Annotated in this window: 12 protein-coding genes; 2 read left to right on the plus strand and 10 right to left on the minus strand. The window is 49.0% G+C overall.

All coding sequences use genetic code 11. From position 1 onward, the window contains the following. Nucleotides 1-308: 308 nt before the first annotated feature. From WKT10_RS00805 to WKT10_RS00820, 4 genes are all read right to left on the minus strand, one after another. Complete coding sequence (locus tag WKT10_RS00805) at nt 309-1031, minus strand: NlpC/P60 family protein (RefSeq protein WP_296036135.1); 723 nt, start codon at nt 1029-1031, stop codon at nt 309-311. Between the two features lie 122 nt (nt 1032-1153). Then, nucleotides 1154-1801 (minus strand): C40 family peptidase, encoded by a 648-nt coding sequence (locus WKT10_RS00810; RefSeq protein WP_096807399.1) that lies wholly within the window; start codon nt 1799-1801, stop codon nt 1154-1156. Between the two features lie 206 nt (nt 1802-2007). Next, nucleotides 2008-2532, minus strand: a complete 525-nt coding sequence (locus tag WKT10_RS00815; RefSeq protein WP_337434316.1) for a DUF1700 domain-containing protein — start codon at nt 2530-2532, stop codon at nt 2008-2010. Continuing rightward, entirely contained in the window at nt 2533-4470 is a 1938-nt protein-coding gene (locus WKT10_RS00820) for a fructose-bisphosphatase class III (protein ID WP_066544558.1), read from the minus strand. Between the two features lie 270 nt (nt 4471-4740). Between WKT10_RS00820 and WKT10_RS00825 the strand changes: the two genes are divergently transcribed. Next, the gene (locus WKT10_RS00825; RefSeq protein ID WP_066544560.1) at nt 4741-5544 is read left to right on the plus strand and encodes an MBL fold metallo-hydrolase; all 804 of its coding nucleotides are present in this window, start codon (nt 4741-4743) and stop codon (nt 5542-5544) included. A gap of 100 nt (nt 5545-5644) precedes the next feature. Here WKT10_RS00825 and WKT10_RS00830 read toward each other — a convergent pair whose 3' ends face one another. Then, nucleotides 5645-6829 carry an iron-containing alcohol dehydrogenase gene (locus WKT10_RS00830; RefSeq protein ID WP_296036162.1) on the minus strand — a complete coding sequence of 395 codons (1185 nt, stop codon included), beginning with the start codon at nt 6827-6829 and terminating at the stop codon, nt 5645-5647. 180 nt (nt 6830-7009) lie between these two features. Between WKT10_RS00830 and WKT10_RS00835 the strand changes: the two genes are divergently transcribed. Further along, nucleotides 7010-8227: a M23 family metallopeptidase gene (locus WKT10_RS00835; RefSeq protein WP_340274820.1), complete on the plus strand. Its 1218-nt coding sequence runs from the start codon at nt 7010-7012 to the stop codon at nt 8225-8227. Here WKT10_RS00835 and WKT10_RS00840 read toward each other — a convergent pair. From WKT10_RS00840 to ilvD, 5 genes are all read right to left on the minus strand, one after another. Beyond that, nucleotides 8208-9446 carry a DUF1015 domain-containing protein gene (locus tag WKT10_RS00840; protein WP_340274822.1) on the minus strand — a complete coding sequence of 413 codons (1239 nt, stop codon included), beginning with the start codon at nt 9444-9446 and terminating at the stop codon, nt 8208-8210. The genes WKT10_RS00835 and WKT10_RS00840 overlap by 20 nt on opposite strands. A 169-nt stretch (nt 9447-9615) precedes the next feature. Next, on the minus strand, nt 9616-10779 hold the full coding sequence (locus tag WKT10_RS00845; RefSeq protein ID WP_340274824.1) for a phosphoglycerate dehydrogenase: 1164 nt from the start codon (nt 10777-10779) through the stop codon (nt 9616-9618). Further along, nucleotides 10776-11867 (minus strand): 3-phosphoserine/phosphohydroxythreonine transaminase, encoded by a 1092-nt coding sequence (gene serC / locus WKT10_RS00850; RefSeq protein ID WP_340274826.1) that lies wholly within the window; start codon nt 11865-11867, stop codon nt 10776-10778. Before serC ends, WKT10_RS00845 begins: the two co-directional genes overlap by 4 nt. A 267-nt stretch (nt 11868-12134) precedes the next feature. Continuing rightward, the gene (gene ilvB, locus WKT10_RS00855) at nt 12135-13817 is read right to left on the minus strand and encodes a biosynthetic-type acetolactate synthase large subunit (RefSeq protein ID WP_066544572.1); all 1683 of its coding nucleotides are present in this window, start codon (nt 13815-13817) and stop codon (nt 12135-12137) included. Nucleotides 13818-13859: 42 nt separating this feature from the next. Continuing rightward, entirely contained in the window at nt 13860-15527 is a 1668-nt protein-coding gene (ilvD, locus tag WKT10_RS00860; protein WP_317437762.1) for a dihydroxy-acid dehydratase, read from the minus strand. Nucleotides 15528-15548: the final 21 nt, after the last annotated feature.

The following is a 15548-nucleotide window of genomic DNA, read 5'->3' on the forward strand; positions in this document are numbered from 1 at the left end:
TGAAATGATTTTCCTGACAGGCGAAACAATTTCCGCCGCCGGGATGGTTTACGATACACCCTCTAGTATGGCGGAAAACTGTGGTTTTATACAAATTCCTCAAAGCGGTTGCTTTTTTGAAATTTTTGTATTATAAATGAGTATGAGGTAATGCAGTTTCCCTTAAGCTGCACCCTCATCCTTATTAATTATTTATACTCCCCTTTGAGAAAAGGCCAGGATAGCTCCCCTATCCCGGCCTTTCTCTCTATCTTTTTATCCTAATCCTTTGCACGGAATCCGAACCGTGCGTGGGTTTCCCCCGTAATCTACTCCATAATACTTCTGATCTTTACCGGATTTCTGTAATTCCAGTTGGAAATCGTAATGCCTGTGCGCTCCGTAGAAGCGTGGACGATCTTTCCTTCTCCAATATACATGGCAACATGGTCAATGTTGCTTTTGCTTCCGTAAAACAAAAGATCTCCCGGACGCATCTGATCTGCACTGATTTCTTTTCCCTGAAGAGCCTGTCCTCTGGAAGAACGGTTTAATGTAATGCCTGCACCGTGCTGATACACATATCTGGTAAAGCCGGAGCAGTCCACACCTGTATGAGGATCGCTCCCTCCGTATTGATAGGGGCCTCCTACAAACTGCAGGGCATAGTCTGCAAGCTGCTGTCTCTTATAGGAAGCGGATGACTCCCTGGCCTCTTTCTGGATCATGGCGATCTCGCCTTCCTCTGCCTCTTCCACCACTGCATTTTCAGAAACCGGAAGATATCCTTCTGTATCGTGAACCCGAACCTTCATCCAGCCGTCTCCGCAGTCCTCTAATACTTCATATGTACTGCCGGCCTTCGCTGTAAAAAGAACCTCCTCGCTGTCGCGGTTCTTATTGATATTTACGCTTTCCGCTGTCACGGTCGCCACATACGTACCTGCTGCAAACCCCGGCCCAATGGCTGCCATAGAAGTAAGAGGAGCCGCAAATACCAGCATCCCGCACACAACACCTGTTCCAACCAGTTTCCTGAAAAAATTATGCATGTTCTTCGTCATCCCCGTTTATTACAAATCCGATTTGAATTGTTACATATTTGTTACGTTCATTACGATTTTATTATAACATACATAAGATTTTCGTCAACCTGTTTATATTTTTTTAAGATTTACTCCAAAACACTTACAATCTTCACAGGCTCCCGGTAATTATAAGGAGACAGCTTAATGCCTGTTTCTTCTGTAGAAGCATGAACAACCTGCCCGTTTCCCGCATACATAGCCACATGATTGATCCTGCCAAAGGGACTGCTGTAAAAGATCAGGTCTCCTGGCTGCATCTCTTCTTCGGAAACTTCCGTTCCGCAGGCAGCCTGTCCTGTGGAAGAATGAGGAATCTCCACAGAAGCGCCATACTTCATGACATATCGTGTAAAACCGGAGCAGTCTACTCCCTTGTTCGGATCGGTTCCGCCGTATTTATATTCGCCTCCCAGAAACTGAAGAGCAAATTCCACTACTTCCCGCCGCTGTCTGGCCCCGCTGTCCACAGTCTGACGGTTCTTTTCTACCAGAGAGGCATTTCCTGCCGCAGAAATGTATCCCTCCCGGTTTCCCATGCGGATCTGTACCCAGCCGTCCTGTTCCTTTTTAAGCACCTCATAAGTCTGTCCTCTTTTTACCTGACCTACGGTTTTGGAATCCTTGCTTTTATATGTATATACATCCACAGATGGAGCCTCAATGGTCACCATATAAGAGGATCGGGTCTGCACCTCTGTCCTGGCCGCCGCCATGCTCTCCTGCGGATCCATCATCATAAGTCCTGCGAAAATAAATACTCCTGCTGCAGCCTTCACTGCAAGCCTGCGAAATACATCCAGCTTCAAATCTTAACTCCCCTGACTTTTAGAATACCTGAATCGGCTGTAATTGTTACAAAATTGTTACACAACGTAATAAAGTATATTCTTTCTGTCAGGATTTGTCAATGGAAAATGGTGGAATTACCTCTATTTTCCATCTATCTCCTCGGCCCTCTGAACATCCATATGATCATAAGTATCACAAGAACCGGCCAGATGTGGGCCAGTATAAAGCCGGCCAGGCCTACGATGCCGAAAAAGACGCTCATTATAAGAAAAATCACACAAAATACTACAAGGCCTGCGCCCAGGCGCACATACCACTTACTGAAATCCAAAAAATGAATATGGCTGTGTCCGGTATAGGGGTTTTCCTGACCGTTTCCCTGACTGCCAAAGGGACTCCGGGAACCGGTGCCTGCTTCCCTTTCCTCTGCCGGACCGGAGCCGTATTCATCATAGCCGTCCGGACGATCCTCCGTATCATATGCCGCATCCACAATGGTTCTGGCAATAATCCTGGGGCCTCCCAGGCTTTCTGTCACTTCCTCTTCCGTACTTCCCTTTAACACCTCCTGAGAAATATAATCATCATAGTATCGGATATTTTCCTGAATGGCTGAATGGGTCACACGTCCCTCAAGCTCTTCCTTTAATCCCTGTAAAAATTCATTTTTGGTCATCTATTCTGCCCTTTCTTTTATTAAGCCTTCCCGGTATGCTGCCACCAGTTCTTTTAAATCCGCAATCTGTGCCTTGAGCTCCCGTCCCTTGTCCGTATCTGCCACCATAATCCGGCGAGGCATCCTCTCAACCATAGATACCTTGGGCGTACTGTCCTTTTTAGGATCAAAGGGCATATGCTCTGCCAGCGACAGCTGATGGGAATTATAAATCAGCGTATAGCCCGCAATGCCTGTGGTGCTCTGATAAGCCTTTGACAGCCCTCCGTCAATGATAAAGAGCTTTCCGCCTGCTTTTACCGGCTTTTCACCGTCCTTCAGCTTTACAGGCACATGGCCGTTGATAATATGGGAGCCCTCCACCGGGAGACCGAACTCCTCTAAAATACGGCAGCAGACCTCTTCGCTCTCGCTGAGCTTATAGTAAGGATTCATATTTTCCTTATGCGCTGCCTTATCTTCTACAAAATAATGTTCAAATGTGGTCATCTTATCCTTACCGAACACAGGAGACTTGGCTCCGCACCAGAGGTACCACATAAGATCCAGTGCTTCCTGCTTTTCCTGCTGTCCGTCCGGCATAAAATAGGCGTTGTGGATCTGACGGCCCAGGTAATCCATCAGTTCTTTTCCCCTGTATTCCTTTCCTCCAAAGGTAAGCCCTTCAAAGGTACCATCCTTTCTCATGGGAATACAGCCATGGTAAAGAAGGTTGGAATTGCAGCAGGTGTAAATGCTCCCGTGGGAATAGAGGAAGCGCACATGACGATGGAGAACCTCGCTGTGGCGGAAGGAGGCGGACAGCACCCGCAGAAGCTCCTTCTCCCCCCTTGTAAGTTCCAGCGGATTTCTTGGATCGATCGTCGGGAAATTGATATCCAGCATGGGATAGGCCCTTCCTCCGATCGTTACGGTTCCCATTTCATAATCCACAGCCGGAAGTAGGAGCCGGTCCTCCATCCCATACTCCGGATGGCGCATGATCATAGCTCCTTCCACCTTGAATTGAATGACAGCGATCGCCTTGTGCATCCTGGCAGCCAGTCCGGAATCCACTGCGTCGTAAAGATTTTCATCCAGGATCCTGGGCATAAAACGCTCGCACGGATCATCCTGATATACCCGCGCCGCAAACATAGAAAGCGGGCGCAGATTGATACCGTAGCCATCCTCCAGCACATCAAAGCTGTTGTAGCTTATAGCGATCCGCAGTACATTGCAGATACAGGCCAGATTGCCCGCAGCAGCCCCCATCCAGGAAATATCGTGATTTCCCCACTGGATATCCACATCATGGAAGCTCATCAGCTCCTGCATAATGATATCCGCCCTGGGGCCTCTGTCAAAAATATCCCCAATAATATGGAGATTATCAATGGTAAGATTCTGGATCAGCCGGCAGAGCGCTGCTATAAACTTATCCGCAATACTGGTGTCTATGATCGAATGGATAATCTCATTGTAATAAAGCTTTTTATTTTCATCATTTCCATCCACATGAAGCAGTTCATCAATGGTATATGCATATTCCTTCGGCATCTTTTTGCGGACCTTGGAACGGGTATACTTGGATGCCACCTCCCGGCAGATCTGTACCAGCCGGTAAATGGTGATACGCTGCCAGTCCTCCGTATATCTGCCCTGCTTCATCATCCTGGGCAGATGGCGCTCCGGATAATAGATCAGGTTTGCCAGCTGCAGCTGCTCCTCCTCCGGGATCACATATCCAAAAGTTTCCTTGATCTTCTCCCTGATAATGCCGGAGGAAGACCGAAGCAGATGAATAAAGGCTTCATATTCTCCATGAAGATCGCTGAAAAAATACTCCGTTCCCTTAGGCAGACTGCAAATTGCCATCAGATTTACGATTTCCCCTGTCGCTTCCTTCACAGAAGGAAATTCCCGCGCCAGAAGCTGCAGATATGCCACGTCTCTCATAATACATTCCCCCGTACGTCGATTGTTTGAGTTTCCGCATTTTGCAGTGTGCCCTGGAGTCTGGTGTGCAGGGTGACTTTGTAGGTCATTAGAAAACCGGAACCCTGCACACCAGACTCCAGGGTGCGGTGCGAAATGCGGAAACTCAAAACTGTACACTTATTGCAATTTCGCTAGGATTATAGTACCATATTTGTAGCATATTTTAAAGTTTTTCCCATAAAACATGATTTAAAAATTTATGACAAACTCTTTTGGAAAGGAAAATCTATGGAAAAATTATATGTATTCGGAACCGGAAACGCCCAGGCAGTGCACTGCTACAATACCTGCTTTGCCTTAAAAGATGAGGATGAATTTTTTATGGTCGACGCCGGAGGCGGAAACGGAATCCTTAAGATTCTGGAAGAAATGAATGTGGATCTTTCTCATATCCACCATATTTTCGTGACCCATGAGCACACGGATCACATTTTGGGGATCGTATGGATGATCCGCATGATTGCTGCTGCCATGAAAAAAGATGCCTATCGGGGACAGCTTCAGATCTACTGCCATCCGGATCTTACCGAAACTATTTCCACCCTCTGCCGCCTGACATTGCAGGGGAAATTTTACAACATGATCGGAGAACGGATTTTCCTTGTTCCTGTAGAGGATGGAGAAACCGTACACATTCTGGATTATGATGTGACATTTTTTGATATTCTCTCTACCAAGGCAAAGCAATTCGGCTTCACCACGGTTTTAAAAAACGGGAAAAAGCTTACATTCGCCGGAGATGAACCATTAAACCGCGAATGCGTATCCATTGTAAAGGGAAGCTCCTGGCTGCTCCACGAAGCCTTCTGCCTCTACAAAGACAGAGACCGCTTTAAACCATATGAAAAGCATCACAGCACCGTAAAGGAGGCCTGTGAACTGGCCGAAGAGCTTAAAATCCCCCATCTGCTTCTGTGGCACACCGAAGATAAACAGATCTCTGAACGCAAGGCGCTCTATACGGCAGAAGGACATACCTATTACCGGGGAGAACTGTATGTGCCGGATGACCGTGAGATCATCGCACTGTAAATCCGGCTGCAGGATCTCCTTGATACAAGTTACAGCAGCGAAAAAATGCTCCGGCAGTCTCATAAACTGCCCGGAGCATTTCCTATATCACTGTACGGTCTCACTCACCCATAGCCATCTCATAGATGCGGATCATGTCTTCCTCATCCAGTTCCCGGATGCCTGTCAGCCTGCGTGCTCCACCTCCGGAGCATTTTTCTGCCATCACCTTAAAGGATGCAGGATCCACGCCCAGTTCCTTTAAGCTCACCGGCATATCCAGGGATTTAAAGTAATCTTCCGTTTCCCGGATACCGGCCTGCGCCGTACGCTCCGGATGTTCAAAATCCATCTCCTGATTCCATACATTCACTGCATACTGCGCAAAACGGTTCACATCATTCTGATATACATATCTGGCCCAGGAAGCCCAGAGCGCCGACAGGCCTGCACCATGGGCGATCCGGTCGTCCATTCCCGACAGTTCATGCTCTAACTGATGAACCGGCATAAATACCTGTCTTCCTGCTCCGGTCAGGTCATTGTGGGAAAGGCTTCCAGCCCACATCAGTGCCGCTCTTGCCTCATAATCCTCCGGATTTTCATGGACAATCCTTCCTGCCTCGATCACAGCCTTTAACAGTCCCTCCGCCATACGGTCTGTAAGGCTTGTATCATGTCCCAGACTGAAATACCGCTCCAGAGTATGCATCATAATATCCACTGTGCCGCAGCCTGTCTGGAAGGCATTTACGGTATAGGTCAGCTCCGGGTTACAGATGGAAAATAAAGGCCTGTGAGTTACACTGTTAAAACCTCTCTTTAGGCCGTTTTCCTCGTTAGTGATCACGCAGGAGGCGCTCATCTCACTGCCTGCGGCAGCCAATGTAAGAATAACACCAACAGGGAGGGCCTTCTTCGGAACAGCTTCCTTCATATGGAATTTCCATACATCCACATCAGGATTCCCTACGCCGTCTGCTATGCACTTGGAGGAATCGATCACGCTTCCTCCGCCTACTGCTAGGATAAAATCTACCTGTTCCCTCCGGCACAGCTCAATACCCTTTCTTGCCATGGAAAGAACCGGATTGGCCTGAACGCCTCCTAGCAGCACATATCCGATCCCTTCTTCCTCCAATGACCTGCAAACCGTATCAAGAAGACCCGTCCGCTTCACGCTTCCTCCGCCAAAATGAATGAGAACCTTCTTAAAGCCATACTCCCGGATCAGCTTTCCCACCTTAAGATGGGTATCCTTTCCAAAAATCATCCGCGTCGGTGCATAAAATTCAAAATTTTCCACGTTTACTCCTCCTTGTCCTATGCCGCCTCATACAACCCCACATGGCTCGCATTCTGTCCTTATTTTACCACATACGCATCATTTTCTCAATTTAATTTGGCCGTCTCTTCCCCACCATCATATTTTCCCATCCCACCCCATAGACTGTTCTCAGGACCTTATTCTAAAGAGGTACTTTTGATGAAGCTTTTCCCTCATTTTATTTCCCATATTTCCAGTTTTTTCCACAAGCACTCCCAGGCGGTCATTTGGGCGGAGCTTGCAGCACTTGTATTTCTGTTCTCCGGCCTTTTTCCGGCCTTTCACCAAAAAGCCTTAAACGTTCTTTCCGGCCGCCCTTTGGCATCTTCCTCCGATGCCTCAAAAGCCCCGGCAAAAAGCAGTATAAAGTGGGTGGATTTTAATGTAACAGCCGAAGCCTTAAATCAGGCCTTCCGCTATGATGTAGATACCGTTCAAAGCCCGATCCATCTAAACTGGGTCGATCTTCTTGCTCTCCTTGGCAGCCGGTACGGCGGAGATTTTTCCTCCTACCGGCCAAAGGATATGGAAGCCATGGCAGAAGCGGTATTAAAGGGTGAAACGACAATGGACACACTGAAAGAAAAATCGAAGAACTTTGACTACTACAGAGAAGCATACGGAGCCGTCCTGGACGGAATGGTAGGAGTATTTAAAGCGGAAATCCCTGTAAGCGAAGCCCCGCCGGAATATGTCTCTGAAAATCAGGATCAGGACTCTGGCACCATCTGGGTCACAAAATACGGCCTGAAAGCCTTTTCTCCCATCGCCAAGGGCTTTCCCTACAATGATTATGATGATTTCGGGGCAGCAAGAAGCTATGGCTTTAAGCGCCAGCACCTGGGCCATGACATGATGGGGCAGGTAGGAACCCCCATTATCGCCGTAGAGTCCGGCTATGTGGAAGCCATTGGCTGGAACCCCTATGGCGGCTGGAGGATTGGGATCCGCAGCCTGGATCAGAAACGTTACTATTACTACGCCCATCTGCGCAAAAACTACCCCTACCAGTCCAATCTCTCTCAGGGTTCCTATGTCCAGGCCGGAGACGTGATCGGCTATCTGGGCCGCACCGGCTACAGCACTACGGAAAATACCAACAACATCGACACACCACACCTCCATTTCGGACTGGAGCTGATCTTTGACGAAGCCCGCCGCCAGGAGGGAAAGGAGGTGTGGATCGACTGCTATGGGCTGATCCAGTTTCTGGAACGCAGCCGCTGTGAAACAGTCAAGGTAGAGGGCACCAAGGAATGGATCCGCGTCTATGGCATGAAGGAAGCGGATCCACAAAGGGGCGGCAATCTCCCCGAAGAAGGCAGTTCCCCGGAAGAAGGCAGTTCTCTGGCTCCTTCTATGACAGGCGGTGGATAAACAGCCCGCTTCTGAGTTTTGGCTCAAACCAGGTGGATTTAGGCGGCATCAGCTGTCCTGCATCCGCCACCGCCAAAAGCTCTGTAATGGAAGTGGGATACATGGAAAATGCAAGCTTCATATCGCTGTCCGCTCTGCGTTCCAACTCCTTTAATCCCCGGATTCCTCCGATAAAATCAATTCTGCAGTCTGTTCTCGGATCACCGATTCCAAGAACAGGTCCTAAAAGCTGATCCTGAAGAATGGATACATCCAGCCCTGCGACCGGATCTTCACTCTCATATTCCGGCCTTATCTTCAGACCGTACCATTCTCCCTCCAGATACATTCCAAAGGTTCCCTTCTGATCCGGGGCAAAGGCCTCCTTTCCCAAAAGATGAATCTCAAATTTTTCTTCTGCCTTCTTTAAAAATCCCTCTTTTTCCAGACCGTTCAAGTCCTTTACCACCCGGTTATAGGGCAGGATCATCAGCTCATCATCGGGGAACAGAACAGACAGAAAATAGTTAAAGGGCTCTTTTCCCGTGTAGTCCGGGTTTTCCTTCCGTCTTTTAAGTCCCGCCTTGACGGCTGAAGCCGCTCTGTGGTGGCCGTCTGCAATATAGGCCGCAGAAAGCTTCTCAAAGGCCTCCTCTACTGCCTTTACCATCCCGGGATCACCTATTTTCCATACCCTGTGGCGGATACCGTCCTCTGATACAAAATCATACAGAGCCTTCTCATTTTTTGCCTGCTCCACTAGGCGTTTTAATTCCTCCTGCCTGCGGTAAGTCAGAAAAATAGGGCCTGTATGGGCGTTGGTGGCATCCACATGGCGGATGCGGTCCTGCTCCTTGTCTTCTCTGGTATTCTCATGCTTTTTGATGACCCCGTTTATATAGTCATCCACTGCGCAGCAGGCCACGATCCCGGTCTGGCTGCGTCCATCCATGGTAAGCTCATACAGATAGTAGGCAGGATCGGGATCTGTTACATATATGCCCTCTTTGATCTGGCTGTCAAGAAGCTCCCTGGCCTTTTCATATACCCGGTCATCATATGTGTCTACCTCTGCCGGAAACTGTGTCTCCGGACGGTCAATATTTAAAAATGAATATGGGTTCCCCTTGACGGCCTCACAGGCCTCCTGCCGATTATATACATCATAGGGGAGGGCCGCTGTACGGGCCGCCATCTCCCCCCTGGGTCTGATACAGATAAATGGTTTTACTGCTGCCATAATTTTTCTCCTCTTTCTATTCTCCCTGTCCGCAGAGGCCAGAGACTCAAAAAGCCCTCACAGCCATCCGGCTGATCGCAGAGACCAAAAAGCCTCCACAGCCGGCCGGCCATGAAGGCTCTTACAATTCACACTGCCGATGCCTTAACATCACAGGCTTCATTATCACTTATTTTACCTTGCGCACCCTGAGCACACCCTCGATGGCTTTTAATTTCTCAATGGTAGCCGCTTCCAGCTTATGCTCCAGATCCAGAAGCGTATAAGCATACTTATCACGGCTCTTATTTGTCATGTCCGTAATATTTACGCCCTGGGCTGCCAGAATTCCCGTAATCTGTCCGATCATATTTGGGATATTCATATGAAGCACCGCGATCCGGCTTTCTGCCTGGCATACACCCATATCGCAGGCCGGGAAATTCACGGAATTGCGGATGTTTCCATTTTCCAGATAATCCGTCAGCTCTTTAACAGCCATCACTGCACAGTTATCCTCAGACTCCTTTGTGGATGCTCCCAGATGAGGCGTCAGGATCACACGATCCATATTGGCTGCTTTGGGATTGGGGAAGTCGCTTACATAGCGGGCCACCTTACCGGATGCCAGCGCCTCTGCCATATCGTCATCATTTACCAGTGTGTCTCTGGCAAAGTTTAATACTACCACGCCATCCTTCATCATGTCCAGCTTTTCTTTATTAATCATGCCCTTTGTAGACTCCATAAGCGGCACATGAACGGTTATGTAATCACACTCCTGGAAAATGGTGTCCACATTGGTAATATGCTTTACATTTCTGGAAAGCCTCCAGGCGGCATTAACAGAGATATAGGGATCATAGCCATATACATCCATTCCCAGATGGGTAGCTGCGTTTGCCACTTCTGCGCCGATGGCTCCAAGACCGATGACACCCAATTTCTTTCCCTTTATTTCACAGCCTGCAAAGGCCTTTTTGCTCTTTTCCGTTGTCTTCGCAATCTGGGGATCTGCGGCATTTTCCTTACACCATGCAAGTCCTCCTGCAATATCTCTGGAAGCCAGGAAGAGCCCTGCCAAAACCAGCTCCTTTACGCCGTTTGCATTGGCTCCCGGAGTATTAAATACCACGATTCCCTTTTTGGCACATTCATCCAGAGGGATATTATTCACACCGGCTCCGGCACGGCCTACGGCCAGAAGTCCTTCCGGAAGCTCCAGCTCATGCATGGAGGCGCTGCGCACCAGAACCGCATCTGCCTCTGCCATCTGATCGGTAAAGGTATAATCTGCCGGGAACAGCTCAGTTCCGCAGGCAGCAATTGGATTTAAGCACTGAATCTTTTTCATTTCCCCTGCCCCCATTTCTTCTCAAACTCATCCATAAAGGCTACCAGCTTCTCCACGCCCTCCATGGGCATTGCATTGTAAATGCTGGCTCTCATGCCTCCTACGGTGCGGTGTCCCTTTAAGTTTTCAAGACCCGCTGCCTTAGACTCCTTTACAAAAAGCGCGTCCATTTCCTCATTTCCCGTGATAAAGGGCACATTCATAAGGGAACGATCCTTCTTTTCCACAGTCCCCTTAAAGAGACGGCTCTGATCCAGGAAATCATAGAGAAGCTTTGCCTTCTTCTCGTTGCACTTTTTCATTTCCTCCAGACCGCCCATTTCCTTTAGCCACTTAAATACCTTGCCGCAGATGTAAATGCCGTAGGTAGGGGGGGTGTTGTACAGGGAGCCTGCATCCGCATGGGTTTTGTAGCGCAGCATGGTGGGTGTTCCATCCAGCACATCCTCTCGGATCAGATCCTCTCTGATAATGGCAATGACCGTTCCTGCAGGTCCTACATTTTTCTGGGCACCTGCAAAAATAAGGCCGTATTTCGTCACATCCACCGGCTCAGATAAGAAGCAGGAAGACTGGTCTGCCACCAGATCCTTGCCCTTTGTATTGGGAAGGGTCCAGAACTTGGTTCCGTAAATGGTGTTGTTCTCACAGATATACACATAGTCCGCATTTTCTGAAATGGGAAGATCGGAACAGTCAGGAATATAGGAAAATGTCTTGTCTGCACTGGATGCAACAACATTTGCCTGTCCGTACATCCCGGCTTCCTTATGGGCCTTTTTCGCCCACTGTCCGGTGATAATGTAATCTGCTACCCGGTTCTTCATCAGGTTCATGGGAACCATGGCGAACTGCTGGGATGCGCCGCCCTGCATGAAAAGCACCCGGTAATTATCAGGAATCTGTAAAAGGTCCCGCAGATCTGATTCCGCAGCCTTGATAATGTCATCGTATGATTTTGAACGGTGGCTCATCTCCATCACTGACATTCCAGTGCCTCTGTAATCCAGCATCTCTGCTGCAGCTTCCTTCAGAACAGCCTCCGGCAGCACAGCCGGACCTGCGGAAAAATTATAAACTCTGCTCATCCTGTCTCCTCCTTATTCTGGGTACCTTTCATTTTTTGCCCTGCACCTGTATTTATATATATGCAGACAGTTTTTCACTATGCAAACTGTCCGCCTATATTCGCTTTATCATGATGTAGTGATAATGCATTGAAAACACTATACTCCTTTTTTACGAAATTTTCAAGCATAAATTTCAGAATATTTTTTCTTTTCTCTTAGTATTTCCAAAAAAATACAGCCAGATCAGGAAGGCGACTTAATACCTTCCTGCCGGCTGTATATTTACTATCCAATTTTCAAATCTGTATCATCAAAGGCATCTGCAATGGGTGCTCCCGGAGATACCATGGGAAATACCTTGTCATCACAGCCGATCTGACAGTCGATCACAACGGGAATATTCAGGCTGATGGCCTCTCTTAAAACCGGCTCCAGCTCCTCCTTCTGGGTCACACGGTACGCCTTTGCGCCCATGGCCTCTGCAATCTTTACAAAGTCCACTGCATCATTGAGCACCGTCTGGGAATAGCGCTTTCCGTAAAAGAGCGTCTGCCACTGACGCACCATTCCCAGCACATGATTATTTAATATCACCTGAATCACAGGGATATTGTAACGGGTGGCAGTAGCGATCTCGTTCATATTCATGCGGAAGCAGCCGTCTCCGGCAATATTGATCACCGTCTTGTCCTTACAGCCCATCTTGGCTCCAATGGCTGCTCCCAGGCCATAGCCCATGGTTCCCAGACCGCCGGAGGTTAAAAGAGATCTGGGATAGCGGTATTCATAATACTGGGCCGCCCACATCTGATGCTGTCCCACCTCAGTGACGATCACAGCGTCTCCCTTTGTCATCTCATTGATGGTCTGTATGATAAACGGCCCTGTAAGCACAGACTTGTCGTAACGCAGAGGATACATATCCTTCATCCGCTCAATATGGGCGATCCATTCGTCATGGTTGATGGGATCCAGCCTGGCATTGAGCTTTCTCAAGATGACCTTGGCGTCTCCGATGATCCGGGCATCCACATGGATATTTTTATTGATTTCCGCACGGTCAATATCAATCTGGAGAATTTTGGCATTTTTTGCAAATTTGGAGGCATTTCCCGTCACGCGGTCGCTGAAGCGTGCTCCCACTACGATCAGCAGATCTGCCTCTGTGATACCGAAATTTGAGGTTTTTGTGCCGTGCATGCCTACCATGCCTGTATAAAGCTCATCGGTGCCGTCATAAGCACCCTTTCCCATCAGGCTGTCCGCCACTGGAGCCTGTATTTTTTTGGCAAATGCCCGCAATTCCTCCGATGCATTGGAGATCACAGCTCCGCCTCCTACAAAAATAAAGGGCTTCTGAGCTTTGCGGATCATGGAAATAGCCTGCTCCACATCCTCCTCTAAAATGGAATCGCTCTGACGCACAATAGGCTCCGGAGCCTGAGGCTCATATTCACATACAGCCGCAGTCACATCTTTTGTGATATCGATCAGCACCGGGCCGGGACGGCCGGTCTGGGCTATCGTGAAAGCACGGCGAATCACCTTTGCCAGCTTATTTATATCTTTTACAATGAAATTGTACTTGGTAATGGGCATGGTAACGCCTGTAATATCAATCTCCTGGAAACTGTCCTTTCCCAGCAGGCTGTTAGCTACGTTGCAGGTAATGGCAACTACGGGAACGGAGTCCATATAGGCGGTGGCGATTCCTGTTACCAGATTGGTCGCACCGGGGCCGGAAGTAGCCAGACACACTCCTACTTTTCCTGTGGCTCTGGCATATCCGTCTGCCGCATGGGAAGCGCCCTGCTCATGAGAGGTAAGAATATGGGTAATCTCATGCTGATGCTGATACAGCGCATCGTATATATTCAGGATGGCTCCGCCCGGATAGCCAAACACCGTATCCACTCCCTGTTCCTTTAAACATTCAATAACGATTTCTGCCCCCGTCAATTTACTCATAGTCCTGTTACTCCTTCTCAAAGGGATTTTGATTTTATCTTCTTACTGCTTTACCTGAAGGATAGCGCCCTTGTCCGCGGAGGTCACAAGGGAGGCATATCTTGCCAGATACCCCGAGGTCACCTTCGGTTCTCTGGGCTGCCATTTTGCCCTTCTTGCTTCCAGCTCCTCATCGGATACAAGGACATTCAGGGAATGATTGTCAATATCAATGGAAATCCGGTCCCCTTCTTCCACCAGTGCAATAGGGCCGCCCACTGCTGCCTCCGGGGATGCATGGCCGATGGAAGCGCCTCTGGAAGCGCCGGAGAACCGTCCGTCCGTGATCAGAGCTACCGTAGAGCCCAGTCCCATTCCTGCAATAGCGGAGGTAGGATTGAGCATCTCTCTCATACCGGGGCCGCCCTTGGGGCCTTCATAGCGGATCACAACTACATCTCCCGCAACGATCTTTCCTCCCTTGATGGCTGCAATAGCATCCTCCTCACAGTCAAAGACTCTGGCCGGACCTTCATGCTTTAACATCTCAGGCGCAACGGCAGAACGCTTTACCACGGCGGAATCCGGGGCCAGATTGCCCTTTAGGATGGCGATGCCGCCGGTCTGGCTGTAGGGATTTTCTACCGGGCGGATCACCTCTGGATTTAAGTTTGGACAATTCTTTATATTTTCTCCCACGGTCTTTCCCGTTACGGTCATGCAGTCCAGATTTAAAAGTCCCTTCTTGCTGATCTCGTTCATCACCGCATAGATGCCTCCGGCCTCGTTTAAGTCCTCCATATAGGTAGGGCCTGCAGGAGCCAGATGGCAGAGATTCGGGGTTCTGGCGCTGATCTCATTGGCAATATCCACGTTTAAATCCACGCCCGCCTCATGAGCAATGGCCGGAAGATGGAGCATACTGTTGGTGGAGCAGCCCAGGGCCATGTCCATAGTCATAGCATTCATAAAGGCTTCTTTTGTCATAATATCCCTTGGTCGGATATTTCTGCGGTACATCTCCATAACCTGCATGCCGGCGTGCTTTGCCAGCTTAATACGTTCGGAGTAAACAGCCGGGATGGTTCCGTTGCCCTTAAGCCCCATTCCCAGAACCTCTGTTAAGCAGTTCATGCTGTTAGCTGTATACATGCCGGAGCAGGAGCCGCAGGTAGGGCAGGTTTTTCTCTCGTATTCTTTTACGTCTTCCTCGGTAATGGTTCCGGCTGTATAGGCACCCACTGCCTCAAACATACTGGAAAGACTGGTCTTGTGTCCCTTTACGTGGCCTGCCAGCATGGGGCCGCCGCTGACAAATACGGTAGGCACATTGATCCTGGCTGCAGCCATCAGAAGCCCCGGCACATTTTTATCGCAGTTGGGAACCATAACAAGGGCGTCAAACTGGTGGGCCAGCGCCATGCACTCTGTAGAATCTGCAATCAGGTCTCTTGTTACCAGAGAATATTTCATGCCGATATGGCCCATGGCAATGCCGTCGCAGACTGCAATAGCCGGAAACACCACCGGAGTACCTCCTGCCATGGCTACGCCCAGTTTTACAGCCTCCACAATTTTATCCAGATTCATATGGCCCGGCACGATCTCATTATAGGAGCTTACAATACCCACCATGGGCTTTTTCATCTCTTCTTCCGTCATTCCAAGGGCATTAAACAGGGAGCGGTGAGGCGCCTGCTGCATACCGGTCTTTACTGCATCACTTTTCATATGTCCGATCTCCTTTTATGG

Origin of the sequence: Enterocloster sp. HCN-30185, assembly GCF_037890305.1 — a bacterium.
In the GTDB taxonomy this organism is placed as follows: domain Bacteria; phylum Bacillota; class Clostridia; order Lachnospirales; family Lachnospiraceae; genus Enterocloster.